The sequence below is a fragment of the Methanoculleus sp. SDB genome (assembly GCA_001412355.1).
GTDB lineage: Archaea > Halobacteriota > Methanomicrobia > Methanomicrobiales > Methanomicrobiaceae > LKUD01.
Genome location: LKUD01000048.1, coordinates 23,879 through 49,766 on the forward strand (window position 1 = coordinate 23,879; position 25,888 = coordinate 49,766).

General features: G+C 57.3%; 24 protein-coding genes and 1 tRNA gene. 9 read left to right on the forward strand and 16 right to left on the reverse strand.

Translation table 11 applies throughout. The features are described from left to right. Positions 1-4 precede the first annotated feature (4 nt). The 3 genes from fusA to APR53_10230 all read left to right on the forward strand — a co-directional run bounded on the left by fusA (position 5) and on the right by APR53_10230 (position 4,135). Positions 5-2,197 carry an elongation factor EF-2 gene (fusA, locus tag APR53_10220; protein KQC04539.1) on the forward strand — a complete coding sequence of 731 codons (2,193 nt, stop codon included), beginning with the start codon at positions 5-7 and terminating at the stop codon, positions 2,195-2,197. A gap of 386 nt (positions 2,198-2,583) precedes the next feature. After that, positions 2,584-3,720, forward strand: coding sequence for a hypothetical protein (locus APR53_10225; protein KQC04540.1), 1,137 nt, complete (start codon positions 2,584-2,586; stop codon positions 3,718-3,720). A gap of 97 nt (positions 3,721-3,817) precedes the next feature. Continuing rightward, positions 3,818-4,135, forward strand: coding sequence for a hypothetical protein (locus APR53_10230; protein ID KQC04563.1), 318 nt, complete (start codon positions 3,818-3,820; stop codon positions 4,133-4,135). A gap of 14 nt (positions 4,136-4,149) precedes the next feature. On the opposite strand, the gene APR53_10235 is transcribed toward APR53_10230, so the two are convergent. Then, a complete protein-coding gene (locus APR53_10235; protein ID KQC04541.1) occupies positions 4,150-4,809 on the reverse strand; it encodes a hypothetical protein in 660 nt (219 codons plus the stop codon). 95 nt (positions 4,810-4,904) lie between these two features. Continuing rightward, positions 4,905-5,531 (reverse strand): hypothetical protein, encoded by a 627-nt coding sequence (locus APR53_10240; protein KQC04542.1) that lies wholly within the window; start codon positions 5,529-5,531, stop codon positions 4,905-4,907. Between the two features lie 10 nt (positions 5,532-5,541). Between APR53_10240 and APR53_10245 the strand changes: the two genes are divergently transcribed. After that, a complete protein-coding gene (locus tag APR53_10245) occupies positions 5,542-6,030 on the forward strand; it encodes a hypothetical protein (GenBank protein ID KQC04543.1) in 489 nt (162 codons plus the stop codon). A 26-nt stretch (positions 6,031-6,056) separates the two neighbouring features. Here the strand turns inward: APR53_10245 and APR53_10250 are convergent, their stop codons facing one another. From APR53_10250 to APR53_10275, 6 genes are all read right to left on the reverse strand, one after another. Continuing rightward, positions 6,057-7,568 carry a hypothetical protein gene (locus APR53_10250; GenBank protein ID KQC04544.1) on the reverse strand — a complete coding sequence of 504 codons (1,512 nt, stop codon included), beginning with the start codon at positions 7,566-7,568 and terminating at the stop codon, positions 6,057-6,059. A gap of 127 nt (positions 7,569-7,695) precedes the next feature. After that, positions 7,696-8,574: a coenzyme F420 hydrogenase subunit beta gene (locus APR53_10255; GenBank protein KQC04545.1), complete on the reverse strand. Its 879-nt coding sequence runs from the start codon at positions 8,572-8,574 to the stop codon at positions 7,696-7,698. 3 nt (positions 8,575-8,577) lie between these two features. Then, the gene (locus APR53_10260) at positions 8,578-9,453 is read right to left on the reverse strand and encodes a coenzyme F420 hydrogenase subunit gamma (GenBank protein ID KQC04564.1); all 876 of its coding nucleotides are present in this window, start codon (positions 9,451-9,453) and stop codon (positions 8,578-8,580) included. Between the two features lie 13 nt (positions 9,454-9,466). Beyond that, on the reverse strand, positions 9,467-10,027 hold the full coding sequence (locus APR53_10265; GenBank protein KQC04546.1) for a coenzyme F420 hydrogenase: 561 nt from the start codon (positions 10,025-10,027) through the stop codon (positions 9,467-9,469). 10 nt (positions 10,028-10,037) lie between these two features. Next, complete coding sequence (locus tag APR53_10270; GenBank protein ID KQC04547.1) at positions 10,038-11,408, reverse strand: coenzyme F420 hydrogenase subunit alpha; 1,371 nt, start codon at positions 11,406-11,408, stop codon at positions 10,038-10,040. A 237-nt stretch (positions 11,409-11,645) separates the two neighbouring features. Continuing rightward, the gene (locus APR53_10275) at positions 11,646-12,584 is read right to left on the reverse strand and encodes a GTP cyclohydrolase (GenBank protein KQC04548.1); all 939 of its coding nucleotides are present in this window, start codon (positions 12,582-12,584) and stop codon (positions 11,646-11,648) included. Positions 12,585-12,704: 120 nt separating this feature from the next. Between APR53_10275 and APR53_10280 the strand changes: the two genes are divergently transcribed. Continuing rightward, positions 12,705-13,697 carry a ketol-acid reductoisomerase gene (locus APR53_10280; protein ID KQC04549.1) on the forward strand — a complete coding sequence of 331 codons (993 nt, stop codon included), beginning with the start codon at positions 12,705-12,707 and terminating at the stop codon, positions 13,695-13,697. Positions 13,698-13,807: 110 nt separating this feature from the next. Here APR53_10280 and APR53_10285 read toward each other — a convergent pair whose 3' ends face one another. Next, positions 13,808-15,880 carry a phosphoribosylformylglycinamidine synthase gene (locus APR53_10285; protein ID KQC04565.1) on the reverse strand — a complete coding sequence of 691 codons (2,073 nt, stop codon included), beginning with the start codon at positions 15,878-15,880 and terminating at the stop codon, positions 13,808-13,810. 446 nt (positions 15,881-16,326) lie between these two features. On the opposite strand from APR53_10285, the gene APR53_10290 reads away from it, so the two are divergent. After that, positions 16,327-16,938, forward strand: coding sequence for a translation initiation factor IF-2 subunit beta (locus APR53_10290; GenBank protein KQC04550.1), 612 nt, complete (start codon positions 16,327-16,329; stop codon positions 16,936-16,938). A gap of 101 nt (positions 16,939-17,039) precedes the next feature. Here the strand turns inward: APR53_10290 and APR53_10295 are convergent, their stop codons facing one another. From APR53_10295 to APR53_10315, 5 genes are read right to left on the reverse strand one after another with little or no spacing between them, the layout of a single operon-like run. Beyond that, a complete protein-coding gene (locus APR53_10295) occupies positions 17,040-17,315 on the reverse strand; it encodes an RNA polymerase subunit sigma (protein KQC04551.1) in 276 nt (91 codons plus the stop codon). Between the two features lie 47 nt (positions 17,316-17,362). Then, positions 17,363-18,082 carry an MBL fold metallo-hydrolase gene (locus tag APR53_10300; GenBank protein ID KQC04552.1) on the reverse strand — a complete coding sequence of 240 codons (720 nt, stop codon included), beginning with the start codon at positions 18,080-18,082 and terminating at the stop codon, positions 17,363-17,365. Between the two features lies 1 nt (position 18,083). Then, positions 18,084-19,373, reverse strand: a complete 1,290-nt coding sequence (locus tag APR53_10305; GenBank protein KQC04553.1) for an AAA family ATPase — start codon at positions 19,371-19,373, stop codon at positions 18,084-18,086. Between the two features lie 42 nt (positions 19,374-19,415). Further along, positions 19,416-20,294, reverse strand: a complete 879-nt coding sequence (locus tag APR53_10310) for a methionine aminopeptidase (protein ID KQC04554.1) — start codon at positions 20,292-20,294, stop codon at positions 19,416-19,418. Continuing rightward, positions 20,291-21,421, reverse strand: a complete 1,131-nt coding sequence (locus tag APR53_10315) for a peptidase M24 (GenBank protein ID KQC04555.1) — start codon at positions 21,419-21,421, stop codon at positions 20,291-20,293. Before APR53_10315 ends, APR53_10310 begins: the two co-directional genes overlap by 4 nt. 60 nt (positions 21,422-21,481) lie before the next feature. Here APR53_10315 and APR53_10320 point away from each other — a divergent pair, with 60 nt between their 5' ends. From APR53_10320 to APR53_10330, 3 genes are all read left to right on the forward strand, one after another. Continuing rightward, positions 21,482-21,709: a hypothetical protein gene (locus APR53_10320; GenBank protein ID KQC04556.1), complete on the forward strand. Its 228-nt coding sequence runs from the start codon at positions 21,482-21,484 to the stop codon at positions 21,707-21,709. 18 nt (positions 21,710-21,727) lie between these two features. Further along, complete coding sequence (locus APR53_10325; GenBank protein ID KQC04557.1) at positions 21,728-22,048, forward strand: hypothetical protein; 321 nt, start codon at positions 21,728-21,730, stop codon at positions 22,046-22,048. Between the two features lie 56 nt (positions 22,049-22,104). Next, positions 22,105-22,177, forward strand: a tRNA-Asn gene (locus tag APR53_10330). Positions 22,178-22,218: 41 nt separating this feature from the next. On the opposite strand, the gene APR53_10335 is transcribed toward APR53_10330, so the two are convergent. Together APR53_10335 and APR53_10340 are read right to left on the reverse strand one after the other, a co-directional pair. Then, entirely contained in the window at positions 22,219-22,776 is a 558-nt protein-coding gene (locus APR53_10335) for a hypothetical protein (GenBank protein ID KQC04558.1), read from the reverse strand. Continuing rightward, the gene (locus tag APR53_10340; protein KQC04559.1) at positions 22,766-25,723 is read right to left on the reverse strand and encodes a hypothetical protein; all 2,958 of its coding nucleotides are present in this window, start codon (positions 25,721-25,723) and stop codon (positions 22,766-22,768) included. The genes APR53_10335 and APR53_10340 overlap by 11 nt, the downstream gene beginning before the upstream one ends. Positions 25,724-25,888 lie beyond the last annotated feature (165 nt).

Below are 25,888 nucleotides of genomic sequence, written 5' to 3' on the forward strand. Positions count from 1 at the left end.
TCACATGACCAGACGGAAAAAGATGGTAGAACGGGTCACGACACTGATGGACAAGCCTGAGCACATCAGGAACATCGGAATCGTCGCCCACATCGATCACGGAAAAACCACGCTCTCCGACAACCTGCTCGCCGGAGCGGGCATGATTTCCGAGGAGCTGGCGGGCAGACAGCCCTTTATGGACTCGGACGAGGAGGAACAGGCCCGCGGTATCACGATTGACTCGAGCAATGTCTCGATGGTGCACGAATATGGCGGCGAGGAGTACCTCATCAACATGATTGACACTCCCGGTCACGTCGACTTCGGTGGAGATGTCACCCGTGCAATGCGTGCCGTGGACGGCGCCGTTGTTCTCGTGGATGCAGTCGAGGGCACGATGCCCCAGACCGAGACCGTTCTCCGGCAGGCGCTGAAAGAGGGGGTCCGCCCCGTTCTCTTCATCAATAAGGTTGATCGTCTCATCAATGAGCTCAGGGTCGATGAGACCGAAATGCAGATTCGCCTTGGAAAGGTCATCGACAAAGTGAACAAGCTCATCAGAGGCATGAACGAGGAGCGGTACAAGGCCGGCTGGAAGCTCGATGCCGCAAACGGCACCGTCGCCTTCGGGTCCGCGCTCTATAACTGGGCGGTCTCCGCCCCGTACATGCAGAAGAGCGGGGTATCGTTCAAGGACGTGTATGAGAAGTGCACGTCGGGCGATATGAAGTGGCTCGCAAAGAACAGCCCCCTCTCCGATGTCGTCCTCGATATGGTCGTCCGCCAGCTCCCGAATCCGCTCGACGCCCAGAAACGCCGCGTCAACATTATCTGGCACGGGGACAAGACGACGAAGGAAGGGACTGCGATGCTCAACTGCGATCCGGAAGGACCTGTTCAGCTGATGGTCACCGACATCTCTTTCGATCCGCACGCCGGCGAAGTCGCCACCGGGCGTCTCTTCTCGGGCACGCTCCGTCGCGGGACGGAAACCTACGTGATGGGGACCGCGATGCGCGCCAACCGTCTTGCCAGTGTCGGCATCTTCATGGGCGCCGAGAGGATCGAAGTTGATGCGCTGCCTGCGGGTAATATTGCCGCCGTAACGGGGCTGAAGGATGCCATCGTCGGGTCGACGGTGAGCTCGCTCATGGAGGTGACGCCGTTTGAGTCGCTGAAGCACTACAGCGAGCCTGTCATGACAGTCGCCGTGGAAGCGAAGAACATGAAGGATCTCCCCAAGCTCGTCACCGTTCTCCGTCAGGTCGCCAAGGAAGACCCGACGGTGCAGGTCACCATCAACGAGGAGACCGGCGAGCACCTGATCTCGGGCATGGGCGAACTGCACCTCGAGATCATCACGGGCCGTATCAAGCGTGACAAGGGTGTTGAGATCATCACCTCGCCGCCGATTGTGGTGTACCGCGAGACCGTCACCAGGACGGCAGGTCCCGTCGAAGGAAAGTCGCCGAACCGCCACAACCGGTTCTACATCGAGCTCGAGCCGCTGGACCCCGCGATCGTAAAGCTGATCAAGGACGGCGAAATTTCAATGAACCTGCCTGCCCTCGAACGCAGGGACGCGCTGGTCGCCGCCGGCATGAACAAGGACGAAGCGAAGAATGTCAAGGCGATCCAGGACACCAACATGTTCATCGACATGACGAAGGGTATCCAGTACCTGAATGAAACGATGGAACTGGTATTCGAAGGCTGGCGCGAAGCACTCGCCGGCGGCCCGCTCGCCGACGAACAGGTCCAGAACCTGAAAATCCGCCTTGTCGATGTGAAGCTCCACGAGGACGCAATCCACCGCGGCCCCGCCCAGGTCATCCCTGCGGTACGCGCGGCAGTCAAGGCCGGCATCCTTCTGGCGGGGGACACCCTGCTCGAGCCGATCCAGCACATCCAGATCACCGTCCCGCAGGACCACATGGGCAGTGCGACAGGCCAGATCCAGGGACGCCGCGGCCAGGTGCTGGACATGCAGTCGGAGGGCGACACCATCACGGTTATCGGCAATGCTCCGGTGGCAGAGCTCTTCGGGTTTGCAGGCGATGTCCGTTCCGCAACCGAGGGACGTGCCATGTGGAGTACCGAATTCGTCGGGTTCGAGACGGTGCCCGCCGGTATGCTCAACGATGTGGTGCGGGAAATCCGTAAACGCAAGGGCTTAAAAGACCAGATCCCAAAGCCGGAAGATTATCTGGCGTAGATACCCCCCAATTTTCAGAATATTTTTTTACGCCTCCGCCACCAGAGAGCGGACTCCAGAATCCCTGACCTTCAGGGTGCGCGGCACCGGGGACCTGATGCTGTCCGCCGGAAAAAATGCGGAAAAACCAACCGCTCCTCACCGGTACAGGTTCCCTGAATCAGACTTCAAATGGTAATTCCGGGCATTATTACATAGAAAAGAGCCAATCCTGGGGATAATGATAATCTGATAAATATATCCTCTATGATAAATCGCTTAAATAACCGTAAATGATAATCACAAGAGAATCATTTTTATACGTAGACGCTGTTGAATTAATTATGGTCGCGGACCATAAGGATTACTCAGCAATACTGGACGTTTTACGGGCAAATCCACGAGGCATGTCGGTCACGCAGATCGCCGAGGCGATTGGTATGAACCGCATTTCCGTGGCGAGATATCTTGACGTGCTCCGCACGTCGGGGCAGGTGGACATGGAGCCGTACGGACAGGCGAAGGTCTATTACCTCTCCCAGAGGGTGCCCATCTCGGCGATGCTCAATTTTTCTTCAGATATGGTTGTCGTTCTCTCAAAAGAGCAGAGAATCGTGGATGTAAATACGAACTTTGTGCGCCTCTTCAATACGACCCGGGAAAAGATGCTCGATAAACCCATCCATAACATTCTTCACCCCGTCTCCCCGGATCTCAGCATCCAGAAGAGGATAGACAGCGCCCTTGAGGGTGAGGAGGTTATCGAGGAGATCCGCATCCTGAAAGAGGACGAGGAGCTTTTTTTCCGGATGAAGATTGTCCCGACGGCATTTACGGACGGATCGCCCGGCATTACCATTCTCCTTGAGGACATCACCGAACAGAAGCGATCGATGGATGCCCTGATCGAGAGCGAGAAGAAATTCCGGATGCTCTTCAACAATGCAAACGACTCGATCATCCTCCATGCCATTACGGACGACGGACATACGGCAGGGTTTATTGAAGTCAACGATGTTGCATGCGAAAAACTCGGCTATACGCGGGAAGCACTGCTTCAGATGACTCTCGAAGGGATTACCGCAGCCGAAAGCCTTGAGCTCTACCCGGAAATTCTGGACAGGATCTTCCGCGTCGGGCATGCCACGTTCGAAGAGATACAGCTCAGGAAGGACGGCACCCACATCCCTGTCGAGACGAGTACGCACCTCTTCGAACTGAATCAGAGGCTGGTAATGATCGCCATCTCGCGCGACATCACCGAGCGGAAGGAGATGCAACGGCTTGAACGCGAGGCGTTCAAGCAGATCGAGAAGAATCTTGCACAGTTTGCCACGCTCACGAACCATATCAGAAATCCGCTGTCGGTCATCGTCGCATACGAGGACATGCTCCCCGGTGAGGCCAGTGAAAAAATCCTCGAGCAGGCACGCATCATCAATGACATCCTCACCCAGCTCGACTGCGGATGGCTCGACTCCATGGAAATGCGCGACTTCCTGAAACGTCGCTATCAATTGTTTGAAGAATTCACCGAATCCTGAGAGCGGGCGGAAATACCCGCACCCGGGCTTTTTCTTTTTATTTGAATAGTTATATATTTGTATAAATATTATGGTGACTGTATAACGGGTGATACGTGTGGATCTGTTTGAAGAGAAAATGCGAGCCATGAAGGAGATGGCACCCGAAAACCGGATGGAGATGGTGAAAAACCTTAAAAACCGGTGTCCCTGCCCGACCTGCCCGAGCTACAACAACTGCGCGAAAGAGGCCGGTGAAACACTCTTCTGTTCGACCGGAAAGAGTTTTATGTGCATCTCCGAGGAGAAGGGCTGCATCTGCCCGACCTGTCCGATCACAAAGGAGATGGGACTGAAGTACCAGTCCTTCTGCACCCGCGGGGCTGAAAAAGCACAGCGGTATGAACACACCCTCTGGGGCACTAAAATGATCTGATCCCTTATTTTTCACTATCCGGTTGCAGTGATAAGTGCGGATGCGATCTCCTCCGCACGATCCGGGGTGAGGATATTCGGGTAGGCAAGGATGTGTGCCCGCAGTTCGTCCCCATAGACAATATCGACGGTCGTGTCCTCAAAGATCGATTTCATCGAAGTATTAACGAAGACAACCACCGCATACACCCATTCCCCGAGGTGCCGCTCCGTGAGAAACTCATTGAGCACGGAGGCGTTGTACTTCGCCTGTTTGCTCGGGCTTCTCCCGAGAGGAATCCAGTCATCCCTGACCTTCCGGTACCACGCATCGCCCCGGCAGGCCACAAAACCACGGTAATTCTTCGTTTCGATAACAAAGATCCCCTTCGGCCCTACCAGTACGTGATCGATATCACCATCGGCGCCGGGGAGCCGCACACCGTTGAAAAGGGTGTAGCGGTCATCAAATCCCTCCAGAATGACTGCAACCGCATCCTCACCCCGTATACCGGCGCGATACGCCCTGTATTTTCCGGCGAGATAGGTGAGGGAGACGGGAATGCCGATGAGAAAAAGCGGGTGCACCACCCATCCGAGCAGAATAAGGAACACGGTGGAGAGAACGGCGAGAAACGCCAGTTCACGGAGACGATGCTTCAGATAACTATTTTTTCCGCCCGCTACGCGCACCATGCGGATCTACGTTTACCCACAGGCATCCATGAGCCTATCGATCGTAACCACCGGTGAAAACGCTTCACCCTGCACGAAGCTCCGGAAAGCACGCCTCACCGGTGCCGATGCAGCCGCGTATACGCGCTCATCACCAGTAGACCGGCACATACCGCCCATGCAGCCCCTCCCGCCCGTGTTGCCGATGGGAGCGGACTCGGCGTCATCGGGAGGACGGCGGCCGGTTCGGTTACTGCAGGCGTCGCGATCTCCGCTTTCGTTGCAGGCCGGGAGAGCAGGGTGAATGTGGTGGTTTCGACGACATCGGTTTCAAGCACCTCCGCCGTAACGAGGTAGTCACCGGGAGGATACGACGCAGTATCCACCGTCATGTACCACCGGTTCACGCCTCCTCCGCCCTTTTCCACGGTCACCTGACCCGATGTGCCGCCGATTCCGGGGGGGGCGGATTTGTTGGTCGGTCCGAACGCAAGAAGCTCGATCGTCACGAGAATCCGGTTCCCGGGTGAAAAGGCCGTTGTGCCGTTGAGGCTGATCACATCACCCACGTATTTGTCGGCTTCGGGTGTGATCATGACTGCCGCTGATCCGGACGCGATAAGAAGCAGTAGTCCCGTCACAACGGCGCCTGCCACTATTCTGCTCGTCATTATCATTCCTCCTCCCTTCACCGACCAATAGCCGGCTGACATAATGAATACTTTTATGCGGAGAATAAACATTTGTGCAGGTATGAAACAGATTGACCAGATGTCGGGAGTGCCGGGAATGCTTCGGCCGTTCAAGAAATTTATCATGGAAGCAGGTCTTGGTTCCGGCGACCAGATCGTGTATTATGGCTGCCCCGGGACATGCACGCCGTTTATCGAATTGCTCGCGTTTGCGATACGGGATCTCCCCGTACAACAGGTGTATGTTCCGTATTTCGAGGAATCAAATGCAAAGCAGCTTGCACTTCGGGAGGGTGTCGGGATGCAGGTGACGGAAGGGGCGGTCAGCCTCTCACCGGCCGTCATCGTGGTGATGGGTGGCCTCTCAATGCCGGGCGTCCCCGTTACCGTTGAAAAGGCATCGGAGACGGTCGCTCAGTACAGCGCCCGAAAGATCGGTGTCTGCTTTATGGATATGTTTCAAAAAACCGGGTGGCTCGATTCGATTGCGTTCGATCTCCTTATCGACGCAACCATCGATCCGGTGCGTATCTATTCGGGACAGGACTGATTCGTGGGGAAATACCGGTGCGTACATCAGGGCTCATCAACGGCACCGAAATGTTTCAGTGCGCTGGACGCCTGGTGCAGGTACGTTTCGATAACGTACTGGTCTTTGAGCTCGGATCCCTTCGGAAGCAGGAAGAATGTCCCACCAAGGAGCGAGGATCCGGCCGTGAGTCCCATCATGTAGATGCCGCCCAGATCCAGTTCCTTTTTAATTTTCTTCGCTTGTGAGCGGGTGGCAATTCCATCAAGGAGAAACTCCATCTCGCCGTTCAGTTTGATAAGTTCGCCCTGTAAAAGACCGTTCCATCCTTTCCCGGCAAGCTCCGCTACCATCTTTTCCGGTGCGCACCCGGCAATACCGGCAAAATGCTCCGGGATCGGACCCCCTCCATCAAATCGTATGGTGATGTCCGAATCTTCGTTGTGACAGGCAAAAACAACGATATAGAGTGCTTCCGGCACAAGGATCTGCAGATGTTTGCCGATATTTCTGAAGATGTCGGTGCCGGGAGGCATGTCGATGAAATTCATCGCAGTCTGGGCAAGGAATTCCATGTACTTGTAGTACCGCTTGACCATGCCTTCGCGCTCTTTCTCGCGGGTGATATCGCGCCCGACAATCTGGTACTCGCGCGAGTCATCGGCAGGGTTGGGCGTAATGAGCCGCGTCGTCCACATGTGCCAGAAAATATCCTTCGAGCTTCGCCACTCCCGTCCCTCCTGAGGGAGAATGACGCGGTACTCCGATACGCATACGGGCTTTTCACCCGTAAGCCCGGAAATCTCAGCCTTTACTATGTCCCTGTCATCCTCGAGGATATAGGAATAAATGGTTGTGCCGAGGATTTCCTCACAGGGCAGGGCAAAATACCGGCAGAACGCGCTGTTGGCAAATGTTAGCGTTCCGTCCGGAAGAAACCGGCAGATCAGGTCCGTCTGATCCTCAACGATTGTCCGGTACCTCTCCTCGCTCTTTTTAAGAGCCTCTTCGGTCTCCTTGAGGCTGGTGACATCCTCCATAATTGCGATGACACCCTTGTTTCCGCCTTCGAAGACCGTAGGGATAAACTTCAGCCTGAAATAGCAGGTCCTGTCGTTTCCATCATACTCAACCTCGCGGGTCGTCCCCGTTCCCGCATTGCACTCTTCGATCATTTCCGCAATTCCGGGAGTGGTGAGCAGGGGCAGATCCGCTTCCGTCACCTTCCTGCCGATCAAATCCGATTCCTCACGGCCTGTGAAGGTGAGGTAGCCCTTATTGACGTGGATGACCCGTGCATCCTCGTCAAGCACGACAATTAAATCCGAAGAACAGGAGAGCATCGAGCTGATCGGGATGCGATCGGAGATCGTGTAGACCTTGGCGTTGCCCAGCACCTGAACCTCGACCTGACCGGAGATTAAAAGAATATGCAGATATTTTGCTATCGAATTGCGGTTAATATTCAGCTGGCGGGAGATATCAGTTATCGTCATCCCTTTCGGCCGGAACTTAAGGGAGTTGAGAATCCGTGCAACCGTCTCCTCGTCGCCCTGCATGAGTAGATATCAGGAATAGTGGTTAATAAAGATTTACGGAAACCGGACGGAACCATTAAAACGAAATTCTTCGGCTTTTTACACAATCCGGACCAGCACATACGGCCACGGGAAAATAAAGAAAAATTTAGAGGTAGGGATTCCTGAGCGCCTTGCCGGATCCGTCGGCTTTCACGCCGAAGGATGCGCGGGCTTCCACGGTCTTCTGGTTCTTCGTGATCTTGTCTGTTGCCAGCTTGGTCACGAGTTCCAGACCGGGTTTGACCTCCTCGATTGGCTTGGTCTCGAAGCACCCGGCATCGACTGCCCGTGCCCATACGCCGTCCCCGACCTTGGTCCGCACAAAGACCGTGCTCCACCCGTCGGGCGTGCCCACGGATCCCGTGGAAACATCGGCGAGATTGGAGACGTAGTCGAGACAGACGTGGCAGCCGGGCTGCTCGTACTTGTGGGTCAGCTTTAAGGGAATCTGGGACAGGCCACCGCGCTCGGTGTACACCGAGAACTTGCCCTTGCCGATATCCATCTTGACGGCCGACTCCATCTTCACGGTGCAGTGGTCTTCCACCATGGTCTCGAGACCCTGGTACGGGAAGTTTTCCATGCAGAAGATGCCGATTGCGAGTGCAATCTTGTCGGGCACGTCGCGCATGCCGATCGGGTAGAGCTGTGCCTTCCGGAGACCCTGCATCTGGCAGGGCGTGCCGACGATACCGACCTTGTCAAGACCGTAGGACCGCGTCGCCTCCTTGATCAGCGCCATGTTCGGGCTGATCGTATAGCGGGTGCCGCGAGCTGCGAGCAGTTCCGCCTTCGTGGTGGCGACGACGGGTTCGGGCATCCAGGGTTCGGCACCGGGTCCGGCGACGATGGCGCCGTCGATGATGCCCTCATCAAGCGCGAACGCAAAGAGCTGGGTTACAATTCCGCCATCCTGGGACGCGGAAAGGATTCCCTTGTCCGTCGAACGGGCCGCAACTGCAGACTTGTAGTTACCGAGAACCATTTCTCACTCACCTCCCTGACCCATTGCAGCACCAATCAGTTCGGTGATGCTCTCGAATTCGTTGATCACATCGAAGTTGAAGAAGCTCCGCGGGCATTGTGCGTAGCATGCACCGCATTTGATGCACAAGTCGCGATCGACCTGCGGTTTGCCGTATACCATCGTGATTGCACGGACGGGACACGTTGCCGCACAGGTACCGCAGCCCATACAGAGGCCCTGGTTGATGACATCGTACATGAGATCGCAGCCGCAGGCTTCAGTCCCGCGCTTTGCGAGATTCATCAGCGGTGTCAGGTACGCAGCCGCGAGCGCCTTCTGCTCGTCGGTTCCCTGCAGGAGCAGGTATGCCATCACGCAGACGTTCCTGATAGACTGGGGGCCCGGCGGGCATCCCGGCAGGGTAACGTCCACATCGATGATATCCCCGATGGGCAGGTACGACTCGTGCTGCGGCTGGTTCCACTGACCGCCACGGCAGAAGCGCGTGATGTTGCCGTACGATGCACATGCACCGAGGGCGACAACGACCTTCGCCTTCCTCCTTGTTTCCTTAATCTCTTCAACGGCCATCTCGTCCTGGATACAGACGGAGCCCTCTACCAGAGCCACATCCATCTCGGGAACATGCCGTACATCTACGAGGGTTAATGCGTAGACGAGATCGGCATAATCATCGAGAATCTTAAAGAGCCCTTCGTAGTTGTCAGCAAGGGACACGAGACATCCGGTACATCCGCTCATGTGCACGTGCCCGACTGTAATTTTGTTTGCCACAGGCTTTTCCTCCTGAATTACTCCTTCCAGCTTTTGTTCAATTTTCACATCACCGGGTTTTGATGCAGGTTTTGCGACCGGTATCGCCTTTTCAGCCGGCATTTCCGCCGGTTTCTCAGGCGCCGTCCGCTTCTCCTGCGGCTCCCCCATGATGAGTTTTTTGAGAGCTGATAGTATGCCCATAATCCACTCCTATTTCGTCAAGTACTAAACGTACTGCCTTAGGAATGGCCTTTTTCACCGTATCAGTGACCCAGAATTCGTAACTTTCGTCTTCGTTCGAAATCCGGGAGAGTTCAATACACTCTGGCTGGCATCCGATGATGACAATCTCCATGCGTTCCGCAAGAACCCTCAGGGGTTCCCGCAGTCCCCACGAATGGTCGTCGGTATAGCTCCCCGGTGAAAGATAATCGGGCGTAACCTTCGTGATCTGCCCGGGTTCTCCTCCGAAATCAAGGATGTCAACGATGACCATCTTCCGGACAGGCGCGTCTGACTGCGCCATCAGCGTGAAGAGATAATGGGGGCCCGCAAGGCCGGCGTCAAGCACCTTCACGTTTTCGGGAAGGGCGATTTTCTTGAGCTCCGAAACCACAGCAGGTCCGAACCCGTCGTCGGTCTGGAGCGGATTGCCGCATCCGACCACCATATTCTCAGAATACCAGTCCAACATGCACGAACGCTCACTGAATGAGTTTCTGGGCCACTACCTTCTTCTCTTCATCGACCACGAGCATGTGAGTCGCACAGGAAACACACGGGTCGTATGCACGGACAATGACTTCAGCAAGCTGCCAGGGTGCACCTTCAAGCGCACGGCTGCACGTCGGGAAGTTCCAGGTCGTCGGCACGAGCAGTGAGTACCACTGCACCTTGTTGTCCTTCACCTTCGCGAGGTGGACATCGCATCCGCGGGGCGCTTCGTTCGCACACCAGCCAAGCGATCCATCACCGCTGGGGATCTCGTCGGCAAGTACACTGCCGGATGTATCGAGTGCGTCGACCGCTTCCATCATGGCGTACAGCGTGTCGGGGAATTCCATCTGGCGGGCAATCTGCAGTCCCATCGCTCCCTTCCGGTCGTAATCGCGGTATTTTGCGAGACGGGCACGGGGACCGACTTCGACGGGTGCTCCGTCGTAGAGCGGGACGCCGGTGCATGCCTCCATCTGGGGCCATGCCTTTGCGCCTGCCTTTGTTGTACCGCCGAACGGGTAACTGGGATCCTCGAGGTCAATCTCCATTTCACCCATATACCAGTCCCAGGGGCGGACTTCGGTCCAGCGCTCGGGACTCCACTGGGGATCGAGATCAAGGCTGGAGCTCGCGTAAAGCGGGGCTGCTGCCATGTATCCCTGATCGTGGAAGCCGAACTTCTCCGTCTTCTCAACTTCCACACCGCTTGCATTCGCTGCAGTCGGGCGCGCATCCCAGTTCTTGAAGATCGCAATCATCAGGTCCATATGGGCGTGCATGAGCGGTACTCCCTCCTTGGCAAGGTCGTAGATCTTGGCCTTTGCCCGGGGGGTGATATTCGTGTACATACCGCCGACACGGGGATTGCTCGGGTGAATGGCTTCGCCACCGACAATCTCGCCGATTGTCTGCGCGATCTCGCGGAGGCGCTGAATCCGGAGTGCAACTGTGCGCACGGGCTCCTCAGGAGTGAACGGGTTGATTTTCACGTCGGTGCCGGGAAGATACATATCCGGCAACGAGAGGATGTTGTGCAGCGCATGGCTGTGGAGCCTGTTTGCACATTGCAGGATCAAACGCAGAAGATATGCATCCTCGGGGATTTCACAGCCGATGGAGGCCTCCATTGCCTCGCAACCGGCGAGTGTGTGTGCAATCGGACAGATACCGCAGACACGTGAGGAGATCTTCGGCACCTGGTGCATCGACTTTCCAATGGCGAGTTTTTCAATACCCCGTACAGGTGTCAGGCTGAGCCAGTCACCACGCTCGATGATGCCTTCATCATTGACTTTCAAAACGAGCTTGGTGTGTCCCTCATGCCTGGTGGTTGGGGAAATCTCTACAACTTTCGACAATAATATCGCCTCATTTTGTATTTTTTGTTCACAGGGCTATACAAGTGTAAATACACATGCTTTCAGCAACACACGTACTCATGAGTACGTTATCTTTTAATTATTGCTTCGTTAAAAATATCTTTCGTTGTGATTTTCCAGATTTTAAAAGAAAAAACCGGAGGAAAACGTGTTTTCCACACATAATAACCGGGAATTAAAAGAGAAACTTGATAAAATCTGCTCTGTTTCCGAATATTACTGGATTTCCCCCAATTCCGCACGGAGTTCAGCGAGAGTTGCCTTGCGCTCGGCATAGGCGTCGTGCTGGTGGATGCTCTCCTCATTCGTCTGCTTAATGGTAATTAAGGTATCTCCCGGCAGGCCGGAGAACTGTTTAATCACCCTTTTTGCCATCTCCCGAACGCAATCCTCAACAAATCGGGCATTTTTATGCGCACTGTAGACAACGTGACTTTCGTCTCCGCGTTTCAGAAGCTCATAGATCTGCGCGCTCATCGATTCTTTGAGAATATTGATTATCGATTCGAGTTCCACGTGCTGATCGTCGTCCGTTTCGATGGAGAGGAAACCCTTGCCACGCTGGTTGTGGGTCGCCATCGGGACCTCGTCCAGAAATGCGTCAATCTTGTTTTGATCGATATCGAGATCCTGAAGCACGTACATAGCCCGTTCTTTCATGATATTCTGCGCACAGGGGCACGCGGTCATACCGGTGACTTCGGCACCGATGCTCTTCCGGACAAGCGGCGTTGTGCCGGTACGCTGGGCGACGGCGCTGGCGACGACCTTCACGACTTCATGGCACTCGGTCTTGGAGACGGGGGTCTCCCGCTTGACCATGAAGAGGCTTTTCATGTCCACCTCGGTCCGGTCCGCGTACTCATGGTGATCGAGAAGCTTTCGCGCCACCGCATTGCAGACCTCCTCGATCCCCTTCACTTCGCCCTCAATCGCCTGCTGGAGCACTTCGTCGATCACTTCGAAGTTGCGGGAGAGATTCGCTCCCTTCAGGCTGCTCGGCAGGTCGACAAAGACATTGAAATTCGAGATGAAAATAACGGGGCGTTTTCCCGGGCGTCCGACTTCGACGAGTTTTTTGACGTTCTTCACGCCAACCCGTGTCAGATTGATGCGAACGTCGGGCAACGTAGATTGTGTATCCGGAAGTTCCATTACATTGACCTCATCTGATGGAGAATTTTTTCCCCCACTCAGGAAAAGAATCTGAAGTACGTTTTTTATCCAGTCATATAATATTTATGAAAGCAGACCCAATTATGCTTGGCGAAGACAATGCTCAAAAAATACTACGAATCGGACGCAGATTTGAGTATCCTTGATAAAAGCACCATAGCCGTGATTGGCTATGGATCCCAGGGCAGAGGGCAGGCACTCAACCTGCGCGACAGCGGCCTCAACGTCATCATCGGACTCCGGCCCGGAAAAAGCTGGCAGAAAGCCTCCGAGGACGGATTTGAGGTCTATGTAGTCTCAGAAGCAACACAGAAGGCAGATGTTGTGATGATCCTCCTCCCCGATGAAAATCAGGCGGCGGTCTACCGCGCCGAAATCTTCCCGCATCTCGTGGAAAACAACTGCCTTCTGTTCTCACATGGATTCAATATTCACTATGGCCAGATCATGCCTCCGCCAAACGTCGACGTCGCAATGGTCGCCCCCAAAGGCCCCGGGCACATGGTCAGGAGGATGTACGAGGACGGCAAGGGCGTCCCCGCACTCATCGCGGTGCATCAGAATTACTCAGGCGGAGCGCACGGCATTGCACTCGCCTATGCGATGGGAATAGGCGCAACCCGGGCCGTGGTGCTCGAGACATCCTTTGCCGAGGAGACCGAGACGGATCTCTTCGGTGAACAGGCCGTCCTCTGCGGCGGTATTACCTCACTCATCAAGGCGGGATTCGAGACGCTCGTTGAGGCGGGCTATGCTCCCGAGATGGCATATCTCGAGGTGCTCCACGAGACGAAGCTGATCGTCGATCTCATCTATGAGGGTGGATTTACTAAGATGCGAGACTCGATCTCGAATACCGCCCAGTACGGCGACCTGACCCGCGGACCCCGGATTATCGGGCCCGAGGCATATCTTGCGATGCAGCAGGTGCTGGAGGAGATCCAGAGCGGGGAATTTGCAAAAGAGTGGATGCTCGAGAACATGGTGAACCGGCCTGTCTTCAACGCCCTGACACGGGCAGACGAAAATCACCTCATCGAAACGGTTGGAAAGGAAGTACGCGGCCTCATGCCCCAGTTCAGACAGAAATAAAATTCTTTTTTTCTTTTTTACGCCGCACATTCTCCCATTGAATCGGAAAAAACAGGGTATATGCCGCTGAAACGCCGGCACGGGGCTTCCCCCGATCCGATGTGGCTCCCTTAGTAGCGCATCAGCCGCGTGGTGGTCCCGAGTGCATGGGTGATGTCCCCGCGCGGGAGTTCGAATACACCGCCCGCATAACGGATGCGGAGCGCATCCCCGCCGGTTTCGCCGATGATACGGTGGGGAATGCCGGCGAGCACCGCTTCGTCACGGCACGCGACAAGGAACCGGCCTTCCGTTTCGGCGAAGAGCTCCCGGAGAGGGTTGCCGTCGAGGCGGACCGACGCGGCCGGAGAACATCGTGCGAGAGCAGCGAGGAGGCCGCCTTTGGAGAGATCGGTGACGGTATCGATCCGGCCACCGGCAACGAGGTGCCGTACCGGCGCGAGAAGTCCCGGATCCGCCATCGCAGGGGCATGTCCGCCGCACCCGGTCACCGCGTCAAGGACCGAACCGCCGAATGCGTCCGTGGTTTCGCCGAGAAGGGCAAGGAGGGCGCCGTCACCGGGCGTTCCGGGCGTGAGAACCGGCCCCTTCCCGGCCATGCCAATCGAGGGCGTGGGTTTTATCTGGGTCTCAAATTCGTCGCTCTCATTGTAGAGGGAGACGTTTCCGCCCACGACGGGTGTGTTGAGCCGCCGGGCCATATCGCCCATCCCGAGAACCGACTGCTCGATCTGCCAGAATATTTCTGGGTGGACAGGACTCGCGAAGTTCAGGCAGTTGACAATGCAGAGCGGTTCGGCGCCTGCGCACGCGAGGTTTGCGGCGTTTTCATAGACGGCGTTCGCGGTCCCGGCGTAGGGCGCAAGGTAAATCTGGCGCGGATTGCAGCCGCACGACAGTACGAGGGCATCGTTCCCGAGGCGGAGGACGCCCGCATCGCCGCCGACGGAGAGCGTCCGGATCTGCACGTGATGGTCATACTGCCGTGCCACCCAGTCTTTACGGGCGACGTCCGGGTGGGAAAGCACCGCGCACGCAAGATCAGGGAGACTCGCAGATGGCGGCGTGAACGGTTTTTCCGCATTATACGGCGTCTTCGGCCACGCTTCGCACGGCGCACCTCCGACGAGCAGGTCGATGGGGAGATCGCAGACCGTACGGCCCCCGAACGTGATCACGTACCGCCGCTCCTCCGTCACCTCACCGATATCGCTCCACTGGAGGTCATACTTCTCCGCGATTTCACCGATGACCCGCACGTCCCCGGGTGCAACTTCGGCAAGCATCCGCTCCTGCGATTCGGCAAGCAGGATCTCGACCTCATTCATCCCCGTTTCACGGAGATGGACCCGGGAGGCATCGAGACGGGCGCCGAAGGTGCTGCTCATCTCGCTTGAGGCGCCTGCCAGCCCGGCAGCTCCGAGGTCACGGCAGGAGAGGATTTTTCCGGTCGCCGCCATCTCGAGGGTCGCCTCGATGAGGAGCTTTTCCGTATAGGGATCCCCGACCTGCACACAGGGGCGGTCCTCCGCCTCGGCGTCCTCGGAGAGGTCACGCGACGCAAATGACGCCCCTCCGAGCCCGTCTCTGCCCGTGGACGCACCGTAGAGCACGAGGCGGCTGCCGGGCTTCTTGACCCGTGCGGTGAGGAACGTGCCGGGGTTGACGACTCCCACGCAGACGATATTGACGAGAGGGTTTCCCGCGTAACTGTCGTCAAAGACCAGTTCTCCCCGGACGACGGGGACGCCGATGCAGTTTCCGTAGTCGCCGATCCCGGCGACCACGTGTTCGAAGAGATAGCGGTTCTTCTCCTGGGAAAGCGGCCCGAAATAGAGCGGATCCATGAGTGCGATCGGCCGCGCACCCATCGAGATGACGTCGCGGACGATGCCGCCCACACCGGTCGCCGCACCGTCATAGGGATCGACGTAACTCGGGTGGTTGTGGCTCTCCATCCCGATTGCCAGTGCGATATCATCGGAAAACCGCACGATCGCCGCATCGTCACCGGGGCCCAGGAGGACGTTTTCTCCCGTGGTGGGAAGGGTTTTGAGGAGAGCCCCCGTGGACCGGTAACTGCAGTGTTCACTCCAGAGGTTATCGAAGCAGGCGATTTCAAGGGGTGTCAGCTCGCGTTTCAGCTCATGTTCCAGATATGATCGGTCCCGGGCAGATACCATGATGAAGGAAGGGTTGATCACGGATCTACATTAATGATACCCGGCCACCCGCTTTGTGGGTTTCTGCCGCGTGCAGCAGGTGCCCCTGTTCACCGGCAGGCCAAAAGGCTCATCTGCGTTTCTTTCTCCCCGGCGTCGCCGCTGATATCCCGGAGTATGGTTCCGCATAATGCAGAGCGGCGGTTCACCGCTGCCGTTCTGCGGAGGTCGGGGGACATCGGGATTTCCGTCATCGAAGCACCGGCCTTTCCGCTGATTGCGAATTTAGGGCTAATCGCCGTTAATATTCAGACGGATTATCGCCACCGGAGATCATTGGCAGGGGCCGCCTCCCCGATGCGACGCCTGCCCGGACACGTGCGGAAAAAAAGGCATCCTCCGGGATACGGCACGGCACGTCGGGGCCCCGAAACTATAGTATTCTAGCACATCAATAGAGTACCCGCATGGTCGATCCGTACGAAAAACTGCTGAAGCAGGCATATAGCAATATCACCGAAATCTCCGGGGACGAGGGGCGCTTTACCGTCCCGGAGCCGAAGGTCTATATCGAGGGGAAAACCACCGTCTTCGAGAATTTTACTGAAATCGCAACGAAAGTTCGGCGCGACCAGGATCACCTGATGAAATTCCTCGTCGGCGAACTGGGAACGGCAGGAAAGATAGATGGGAACCGGGCGATATTCAACGGAAAATTCGAGCGGACGGTCATTGAATCGGCAATACGTAACTACATCGATGATTACGTTATCTGCTCCGAGTGCGGCAAACCCGACACCCGGCTGATTAAGGACGGGCGGGTGCTGACGCTCCGGTGCGATGCCTGCGGAGGCCACCGGCCGGTGAAGAAACGCCGGGCACGCACGGAACCCGTGGGCAGCAGGCTCGAGGAGGGTGCCATCATGGACGTGGATATCGAGTCCCTGTCGCGCCGCGGAGACGGTGTCGCACGAATCGGCAAATACACGATGTATGTTGCGGGAACGAAACCCGGTCAGACCGTCAAGGTCAAAATCACCCGTGTCGCAGGTTCAATCGTCTTTACCCAGAAAGTCTGAAAACGACCGTCCCTTTTTTCAGCCGCGGGAGCGGGTGACATCATTCCGGCCGCGGCTCCTGTCCCGCGCGCCAGAAAAATCCTGAAAAAGTATATCTTTGTCTACTGTGCCTTTGCCCGTATCTGGCCAAGCAGCTCGTCACAGTACCCTGCAAGGCGCGTGCAGGCGTCCATGATGGCATCGAGCGGCGTCCTCCCTTCGAGAGTTGTCACGACAATCTCGGGATCGGAAAAGTGGAATTCCTTGATGTACTGCGCGACATCCACGAGAGGATCCTGAAGAAGCTCGTTCGTGAGCGCATTCATGAATGTATGGCCCTGCCCGACAAAGAAAATTCTTGCACTGTTTTTTTCGAGTTCTATGATTTTGATTTCCATATGCACGAATGGGTGGTGGCGGAATCACCTTATACGTATGGGTCGGGTCAGAACCGGAACACATCCCCGTCACGTGCCGTATCTGAAAGATCCCACCCCATCAGGTGGCTCATGTGCACGCAGCGAAACGACGCCGCCCCGAGATCGGCGGCGAGAGAGCGGGCGTCTTCATAGTTCATGTGCTTACCGATGGCGATTCCGCCGGGAACGAGCGCATCCAGAAAGAGCAGATCGGCATCCCGCATCAGTTCACGGCTTCGTGCCGGTATCAGGACGTTCGTATCCCCCGAGATGACGATCTTTGCCCCGTCCGCCTTGATGACAATGCCGCAGGCATAGATAGGGGGGTGGTTTACTTCGATGAAGGTGCAAGACAACCCGAACAGATCGAAGGGAGTGTATGCCGGACGGGGGCAGCCTTCGAAGCGCAGGAAATGCAGCTGTTCGCGGATATAGGTGAGCACCGGCGGAGCCGCATATGCGGGCGGTAGCTTCTGGACCCGGTAAAACTCATTGTATCCGACAAAATGGTCGTAATGCCCGTGCGTCCAGAGCACCGCATCGATGCGGGGGGATCCGCGGGCAAGCAGCTGGGCCCGCAGGTCGGGTGACGTATCCACGAGCACACGGCGCTCCCCCGTCGTGATGAGAAACGAGGTGCGCAGCCGTTCGCGTCCGAAGCGTGCTGCGTCAGCGCAGACCGGGCAGGTGCACCCGATCTTCGGTGTACCGATCGCATCTCCGGTGCCGAGCAGTGTGATCTCCATATCAGGAGTGGCTGGTTTTTCTGATGAGATCGCGGTTCCTGACGATTTCCATTCCCCTTTCAATGTCTTCCGGCAGGATTTCCTCGCTCTCCCGGATGAGCGCAGAAAGCAGCGCCTCCTTGACCATGATGCGCAGATCCGATCCGGTGAACCCTTCCGTCTTCTCTGAAAGAGCGTCAAAATCGCAGCGGCAGTCAAGCGTCCGCGTAATTTTTTGGAGAATCTCCTTCCGCATCGCTTTGTCGGGCAGCGGGAACTCGACGACCTCGTCAAAACGCCGCCATGCCGCCTCGTCAAGCAGCCAGGGGTGGTTTGTTGCCCCGACGAGAAGAACGCCGTTCCTGATGAAACTCGTCGTATCGATGTTTTTCAGGAGCATATTCACCGCACGCTTCATCGCCGCGTTGTCATCCGTTATCCTGCTTTTTGCGACAAAGTCGAACTCATCGATGAAGAGGATGCAGGGGGCAAGTTCCCGCGCAAGTTCGAAGATCCGGTCGATATTCTTCGATGTCTCGCCTAAGTACTGTGAGGTGATCATCGCAAGCCGTACTTCGAGGATCGGCATGTGCACCGCATGCGACATGGCGAGGGCGAGCGATGTCTTTCCGGTGCCCGGCGGACCCACAAAGAGGAGTTTTCCGAATTCGTAGATGCGTTTCTCCCTGAGGAAGTCCCGGTTTTTCAGTGCGATGCCTATCTTCCTGAGGATCGCCTGCTGCTCTTCGGTGCAGACGAGCAGGTCAAGGGACTGTTCAATCTCCTCCGGTGCGCTGATGATGATCAGGTCGCGGGCAGTGCGCATCTCCTCATGATCGGCAAGGAGGCGGGAAAGCTTTGCCTCGATATATTCTTTTGTATCCTCGTACAGCGGGTTTTCGGCACGCGCGGCCGCATAGGACACGTCCGCAATCCCTGTCGTCTCAAAAAAATATGCAAGAGCGGGATTGCGTGCGGCACGGGCGGTGCCGCCTTTGGTGATGAACCACTGGGCAGCCGGTTCGAGAGACGTGAGAGCGAGGCGCCCGCCGAACTCCTCGTACTTTACAAAAGGATTGGCCTTCAGCGTCCCGTAGGCATTGTCCACGCCCATCCCGCGTTTCAGCTGGCTTTCGCTGACGAGAACCGGACGCTTGAGCGTGGTGGTTCCTCCGTTGACCCCTGTGATATCCCTGAGTCGGGGGGTAAGATCGTTCTTATCGAGGTGCGGATACCGGTTGATAATTTCAGCGGTGAGGAGAACCTCCATGATATCCAGTACCTCTGTTTCTGCATCAGAAGGCGGCGTCATCGTAACAGAGTATGTTAGAGCTCAGATTCCATAAGCCTTACTTTAGCGGCGGGTTGTCACCAGGCACCCGTCCTCCGTGACGATCACCGTATGCTCGGCCTGCGAGACAAGAGAACCCGGAATATCGTGCAGTACGGGGTATCCGTGAAGGATCTGTGCCCGCCGGAGAGTGGCGATGGCAAGATCCACCTTCGTGCCCGGGATCCACCGTCGGGAAAAAGGCAGGCCGCCACGGGGGCGGATTGCCTCAAGCAGTTTTTTTGCAGCCGGAAGCCGAACGGGCTTGACCGCGAGCTGGCTGAAGATCTCGACACGCTGGCTCTCGCTCACCCGCCCGCTTCCGGTGGTTGCGAAAGGCTCGATGGCAAAAGCCATCCCCTCTTTCAGCACCGTGCCGCCTGAAACGGCGATATTCGGGATTGTCGGCGAGCCGTGCAGGGAAAAATGGCCGAGGCCGTGCCCGGTAAGGTTGGCAACCGGGCGAAACCCGCGCCCTTCAATCTCCTCCTGAATGGCGGCACCGAGATCACCTGCGGTCACACCCGGACGGACGAGCGAGATCGCACGTTCAAGCGCCGCTGCGGACGCCTCGACAAGAGGGCCGTTTTTCCCGAGATCGACGGTGAGGGCGGTGTCGGCGATATACCCCTCGACATGCACGCCGAGGTCAACCTTGATGAGATCCCCCGCGGAGAAGAGACGCTCGTCCCCGGGCCCGGCAGTATCGTGCGCGGCGTTTTCGTTGGATGATATGTTGAGGGGAAAGGCGAGTGCTCCCCCTTCGTCACAGACCGCCGCCTCGATCGTTTCGACCAGGTCGAGAACCGGTTCGCCTGTCCTGACCATCCCTGCGGCACGTGTCAGTATCTTCGAGGCAATTGCGCCCGCTTCACAATAGTATTCGAGAATTTCTTCATTCATAAGCACAACTCCTTCGAAAAACGGGTAAACCGGTCAAAACCCTCCGCAGTCACGACTCCGATGTCCTCCAGCCTGACCCCCCCGATGCCGGGGAAATACAGGCCCGGTTCAACGGTTACGACATTGCCGGGCTTGAGCTCCCCGCCCGACGGCCCGAGTGCCGGAAGTTCATGGATGTCAAGGCCGACACCATGCCCGAGACTGTGCACAAATCCTTTCGCACCCGATTCGTACCCGCGATCGGAGAAAAAGTCGACAACTGCCTGGTGGACGTCTTTCCCGGTCACGCCGGCACGGATGTGCCCTGTTGCGAGTGCCTGCGCCTCAGAGACGGTATCGTACATCTCCCGGATTTCGGGCGTGGGCTCTCCCTTCACCACCGTTCTCGTCATGTCGGCATAATAGCCGGTCCGTTCATCCCGGGGGAAGATATCGATGACAACCGGCTGCCCTTCGGCAAGGGGGCCCTCACCGAGGCGATGCGGCATGGCCGTCTCTTCCCCGGAGGAGATGATCGTATCAGACGCCCGGCAGCCCTGCCGCAGGAGCAGGATATGCATCTCCTGCCTGATTGTTGCGGAGGTGAGCGCCGTTCCGTCCTTTTCGACGAGAATTCCGCCCCGAACACCGGCATCCCGGATACGGGCGACGGCATGCGCCATTGCCTGTTCGGCTGCACGCTGTGCTGTGCGTATCGCCTCGATCTCAGCGGGGTGCTTGACCGCCCGGATCTCCTCGACCGTGCCGGCGTCTATCTGCACGGCACCGTGGGCCTGGAGCGCCTGTCCGAGCGCGAACGGGCATGAGGGAGGGAGCAGAAAGCTCCCGCCGGCAACATTCGCGATCATCTGCGCGAGTGCCCGCCACCGGTCCGGTTCTTCTTTCACGATCTCGAAATACCCTGCTTCGGCACGGCTCATGACCGCACACGAGGATTCCGCGGCGGCCCGTGCATATTCCATTTGCGGGACGATGAGGAGTCCCCGTTCCTCCGGCTTTTTAATATACACAACCGGATCGTTTATGGAGAATCCCGTGAGATAGCGCAGGTTTGCATCCTGTGATGACGCATACATGACAAATGCCGATGCGCCCGTGCTTTCCAGTGCGGTGTCGAGTGCGTCCATCCATTACAACTGGGAAGGTCAAACCACAAGTACTTTTATCACGGAAATGAAGAATGAGTGATGGATCCGGCGACCTCTCAGGTGTTCAAAGTAAAATTCATCAAGCTGACGATGCTGCTCAATGTCATCATGCTTCTCTATGCGGGGGCGGTGGTCGCCTATTTCCTGCTGGGTGCGGACCTGAACCTGCCCGTGGCTATCGTTCTCGGAGGGGCGGCCGTCCTCTTATCCCTCTACTTCAGGAAGGCATATGCGAGAGAGAAGGCATGGCTGCACGCGCAGAATTAACGAGGGAAGTGTTAGGGTATGCTCGAGAAACTCAGACCTGAGATCGAACTGATCGGCAGGCACATGGAGGTGGTCCGTGCGGTCGTCGAAGACGAGCCCATCGGCATTATGAAACTCGCAGAGGTGCTCGGCCTCCCGTACCACCGCGTGCGGTATTCCCTTCGCGTCCTCGAACAGCAGGGATACATCCAGGCGACACCCGCGGGCGCCCGCGCAACGCCGGAGGCGATTGCGCTGCTGGCAGGGCTCGACGGAGAGATCGATGACCTCATCGCCCTCCTCACCGCCATGAAGACCGGCGAAGCCGGCGAAACGGAGGGCGGGGCGGCCGGAAAATAATCCCGAATCAATAATCTTTAATATGCACAGAACCGATATTTGTAGGCAATCCGACTGCCTCCATAACTCAGTTGGTAGAGTGTCTGGCTGTTAACCAGAATGTCACAGGTTCGAGTCCTGTTGGGGGCGTTTCGTCTTTTCTGTTATTCTTTAACGCGTTAAAAATGGTGTTACCTCCGGATACGGAACGCACCCGCGACCAGTGCTGCAGTTACGACGATGCCAACCGGAAGCGGGGACTGTGGCGTTGCACCGGAGGCCGGATTTTCACCAGGTACGGTATCTGTCCCTGCAGCTTCGAGGCCGCAGGCGCCGCTGCTGCAGGCAGGTTCCGAGAAATCCAGGTCCATCAAAGCGCTCACCTCCACTTCGCTCCCGTCATCCCGAACGCAGACCGCACAGGTGTCCAGCCCGAACACCCTGCAGGCATCGCCGTGCACAATTTTCTGGACATATCCCTGCCGGGCACAGTACCCGTACTCCGCCGCCTCCTCGCCGAGCAGGAAGTCCCACGCGTCGACGGCGGCACCGCCGGGCATGGTACAGATACCTGTTTCCCCGTTCTCACCGGATAGAGTCGAATACTCGTATCCCATCGCCTCGCAGTAGACGGCCGAGGGATTGCGCATCGCCGACACGCCGCCCGGAATGAGCGACAGACAGATGATTGCGCACAAAGCAACGCAGAGCACCCGGCGGGTGCTCCCGTGGTACTCCTTATTCATCATAATAGACACCTCCCATCCATGCTACCGATACCGTCCAGTTGCTTTCATCAAACGGAACGGTCGCATAGCCATGGTCACCCCAGCCGGATCCCCAGCTGTTTTTGATGATCCACGTATCGCCGTCGTACCCGGCGATGACCACGCAGTGGCCGTTTCCGCAGGCCAGCAGCGGCCCGCGGCACGCCACTGCGCGTTTGCGTTCGTCGATGTCATTGACGACCCCCCGGATCTGGCTGATCCGCCACAGGTAGCTGTCGGTGCACTTGTCGTCGCACGTCATCCCACCCACGTACGGGAGACAGGTCTCGTTCACGATGCCGTGATCGCGGATATAGTCGGAGGCGTCCCACGGCGATCCGCCGTCGCAGCTCCCTGCCCCACTGCACAGGATCAGGTCCGCCTCGGCAAGGTTCAGCTGCATATTCATCGCATGAATGCGCTGTTCCTTGCTGTACACGCCCTCCATCGCGCCCACCGATGCAAACGCCCAGCAGGCGCCGCAGGATCCCTGGTCCCGGACCCATGTCATATAATTGAAATCCCGCCAGTCGAACCGTTCCGGGAGCGGGGTTGCAGGGTCGCAGAGGCTGCAGGGATAGCAGTAGTCCCCGCCGCAGTCGACCCCGGTCTCCTGCCCGTTCCGCTTCCCGTCGAGACAGAGGTTCCAATTATAGGTATGGTAGTTGAATTCCTCGCTCTCGCGAACAAGATCCCCGGGATCGTTGTGAATGACCACGCGGTTTTTATTCGCATCGGGGGTCCAGTTTTTCAGGGAAATCGTCACCGACTCGCCCGGGGCGAGGGGAGGAACCGGAGCCGTGTCAAATACGACATCATTGATGGAGACCGATGACTCGGTGGCATTGGAGGCGGCCGTGCCCCGGTTGATGATGCCGTAGGAGATAACGAGCACGGTAGGGTCCTCAAAGTAGTAGGCGCCGTGCCATTCCTTGTAGGGGGCATAGGATGTTGCCCCAACCACGATATACAGGTCGGGAAGGCCCGCCGGAGTGGGTGTGGCATCCAGCATCACCGGCGTCGCCGTGGGAAGACCTGTTACCGCCGTCGGCGTGGGGAGCGGATTGTCGCTGCCGGTGTCGCTTACCGTCACCGCGTCGGTTCTCGTCGTGCAATTCACCCACGACGCATTGACGTTTCCGGAGGTATCGACGGTCCTGGTTCCGATGGTGTATGATGAGAGGGAGCGCAGGTTCCGGGCCACGTAGGTTTCGGTGCCTTTCGTTATGTTGCCCTTAAATGCTCCGTTCACATACACCTTCACCGTCGCGAAGTCGGCATCCGGCGGATCACTCCACACCCACGCGATCGACGAGCCTCCTGCCGCCGCGGCATGCAACGCCGAGACCGACTGCGGCGGGTCGGGATCGAACGGGCTCGTCCGGGCGGTTGCGTTCACCCACGACGCATTGACGTTGCCGCTGGCATCCACCGTCCGGGTGCCGATCGCGTGCAGCGTATCCGGCGTAAGGCCGGGCGCCGTAAAGGACTGCACGCCTGCCGTTACGTTCGCGGAAAACGCGCCGTCGAGGTAGACCATCACCCGGGCAAAGTCGCCGTCCCCCGGATCGGTCCACGTCCACGTAATTAAGGAGGGAAGATAGGTCGTGTTGGCAAGGCCGGTGATGCCGGCGGGCGGGGTGAGGTCGGCTGCCGCCGTCGTCGCGGTATCGTTGACCCAGGTTGCGTTCACGTTTTCGTGGGTGTCGACCGTCCGGGTCGAGAGGGTATACGCCGTCGATGCAGAGAGGCTTGATGCCGTAAAGGCCTGCGTCCCGGCGGTGACATTGGCACGGAAGGCGTTGTCGAGGTACACCATCACCTTCGCAAAGTCCCCGTCACCGGGATCGGTCCAAGTCCACGTGATCGACGTCGGCAGGTACGTCGTGTTGGCAAGGCCGGTGACGTATCCCGGCGGCGTGCTGTCCGGCGGCGGCGTGCCGAGGGTGTAGGACGCCCACCCCTCGATCAGCGGGTAGAGGTCGGAGTTTGCAGAGGGGAGGGAGAATGCAGCCTCCCCAACGCCGTCGCCGTTGGTGTCCGCGCCGCCGTAGCTGTCCCAGTAATTGCCGAGGAAGCTGGTGTACGGTGCGCCGTGGTAGGTATACGCAAGCTGGGAGGGGCTGTTCCACGACGTGGTTGACGCGGATATGTCGACGTCGGCATGGATGTGGTTGAGGAACGAATTGAGGTACACCACGTTGGCCGTGGTTCCGCCGGATCCGTCCAGATACAGGTTGTCATAGTTTCCGTCGATGGTATTCTGCCTTAAGGTGGTGTTCTGGGCGGAGTCGAGCCAGATACCCATCCCGGAAGAGCCGATACCGTTTGCCCGGATGGTGTTCTGGGAAAACACGTTGTCCGCTGAAGAAGCGACCAGTATCCCAACACGGTTGTCCAGCACCGTATTGCCCGTGATGGTGTTGCCATCGGACATTAGCAGATAGATGGCGTACCCACTCACGTTGTTGCTGCTAACGTTATTGCCGGAGATGAGGTTGTTGTCGGAATTCTGGATATACAACCCCTCCCCCAGATTATGGGTGACCTCATTGCCGGAGATTGTTGCACCGGAGGCGCTGTCAAGGTAGATGCCGTATGCATCGTTTGTAATCCGGTTGTTGACGATCTCCGCGTTTGCAGCAGCCACGTGGATCCCGGAGAAGCCGTTCGAGTTCCTGACATCGAATCCTTCGAAATGCACATTAGCGGCGGAAATAGAAACGACGTGATGCATGCCGAGCCCGGTCTCGTCGATAACCGGCCAGCCGCTGCCGCTCATCGTCAGCGTCTTGTCGACGGTAAAATATTCGCTATATGTGCCGCTGTTCACAACGATGGTATCACCGGCACTCGCGCCATCGATTGCCGCCTGGATACTGTCGCCGGGATTGACGGTGACGGTTGCCGCCGCTGCACTACAGGGCACGAGGAGAATGCAAAAAAAAATTAATAAACTACAGGCTATCTTCACAATTATCACACCTCTGGATCACATCACACAGGCGGCAGAATCCGGTTTGTGAGGGGAGGGATCCGTATGCCCTGCATGTGAAATGCATTGGATGATTAAAAGACGAAAAAACATTCCTTT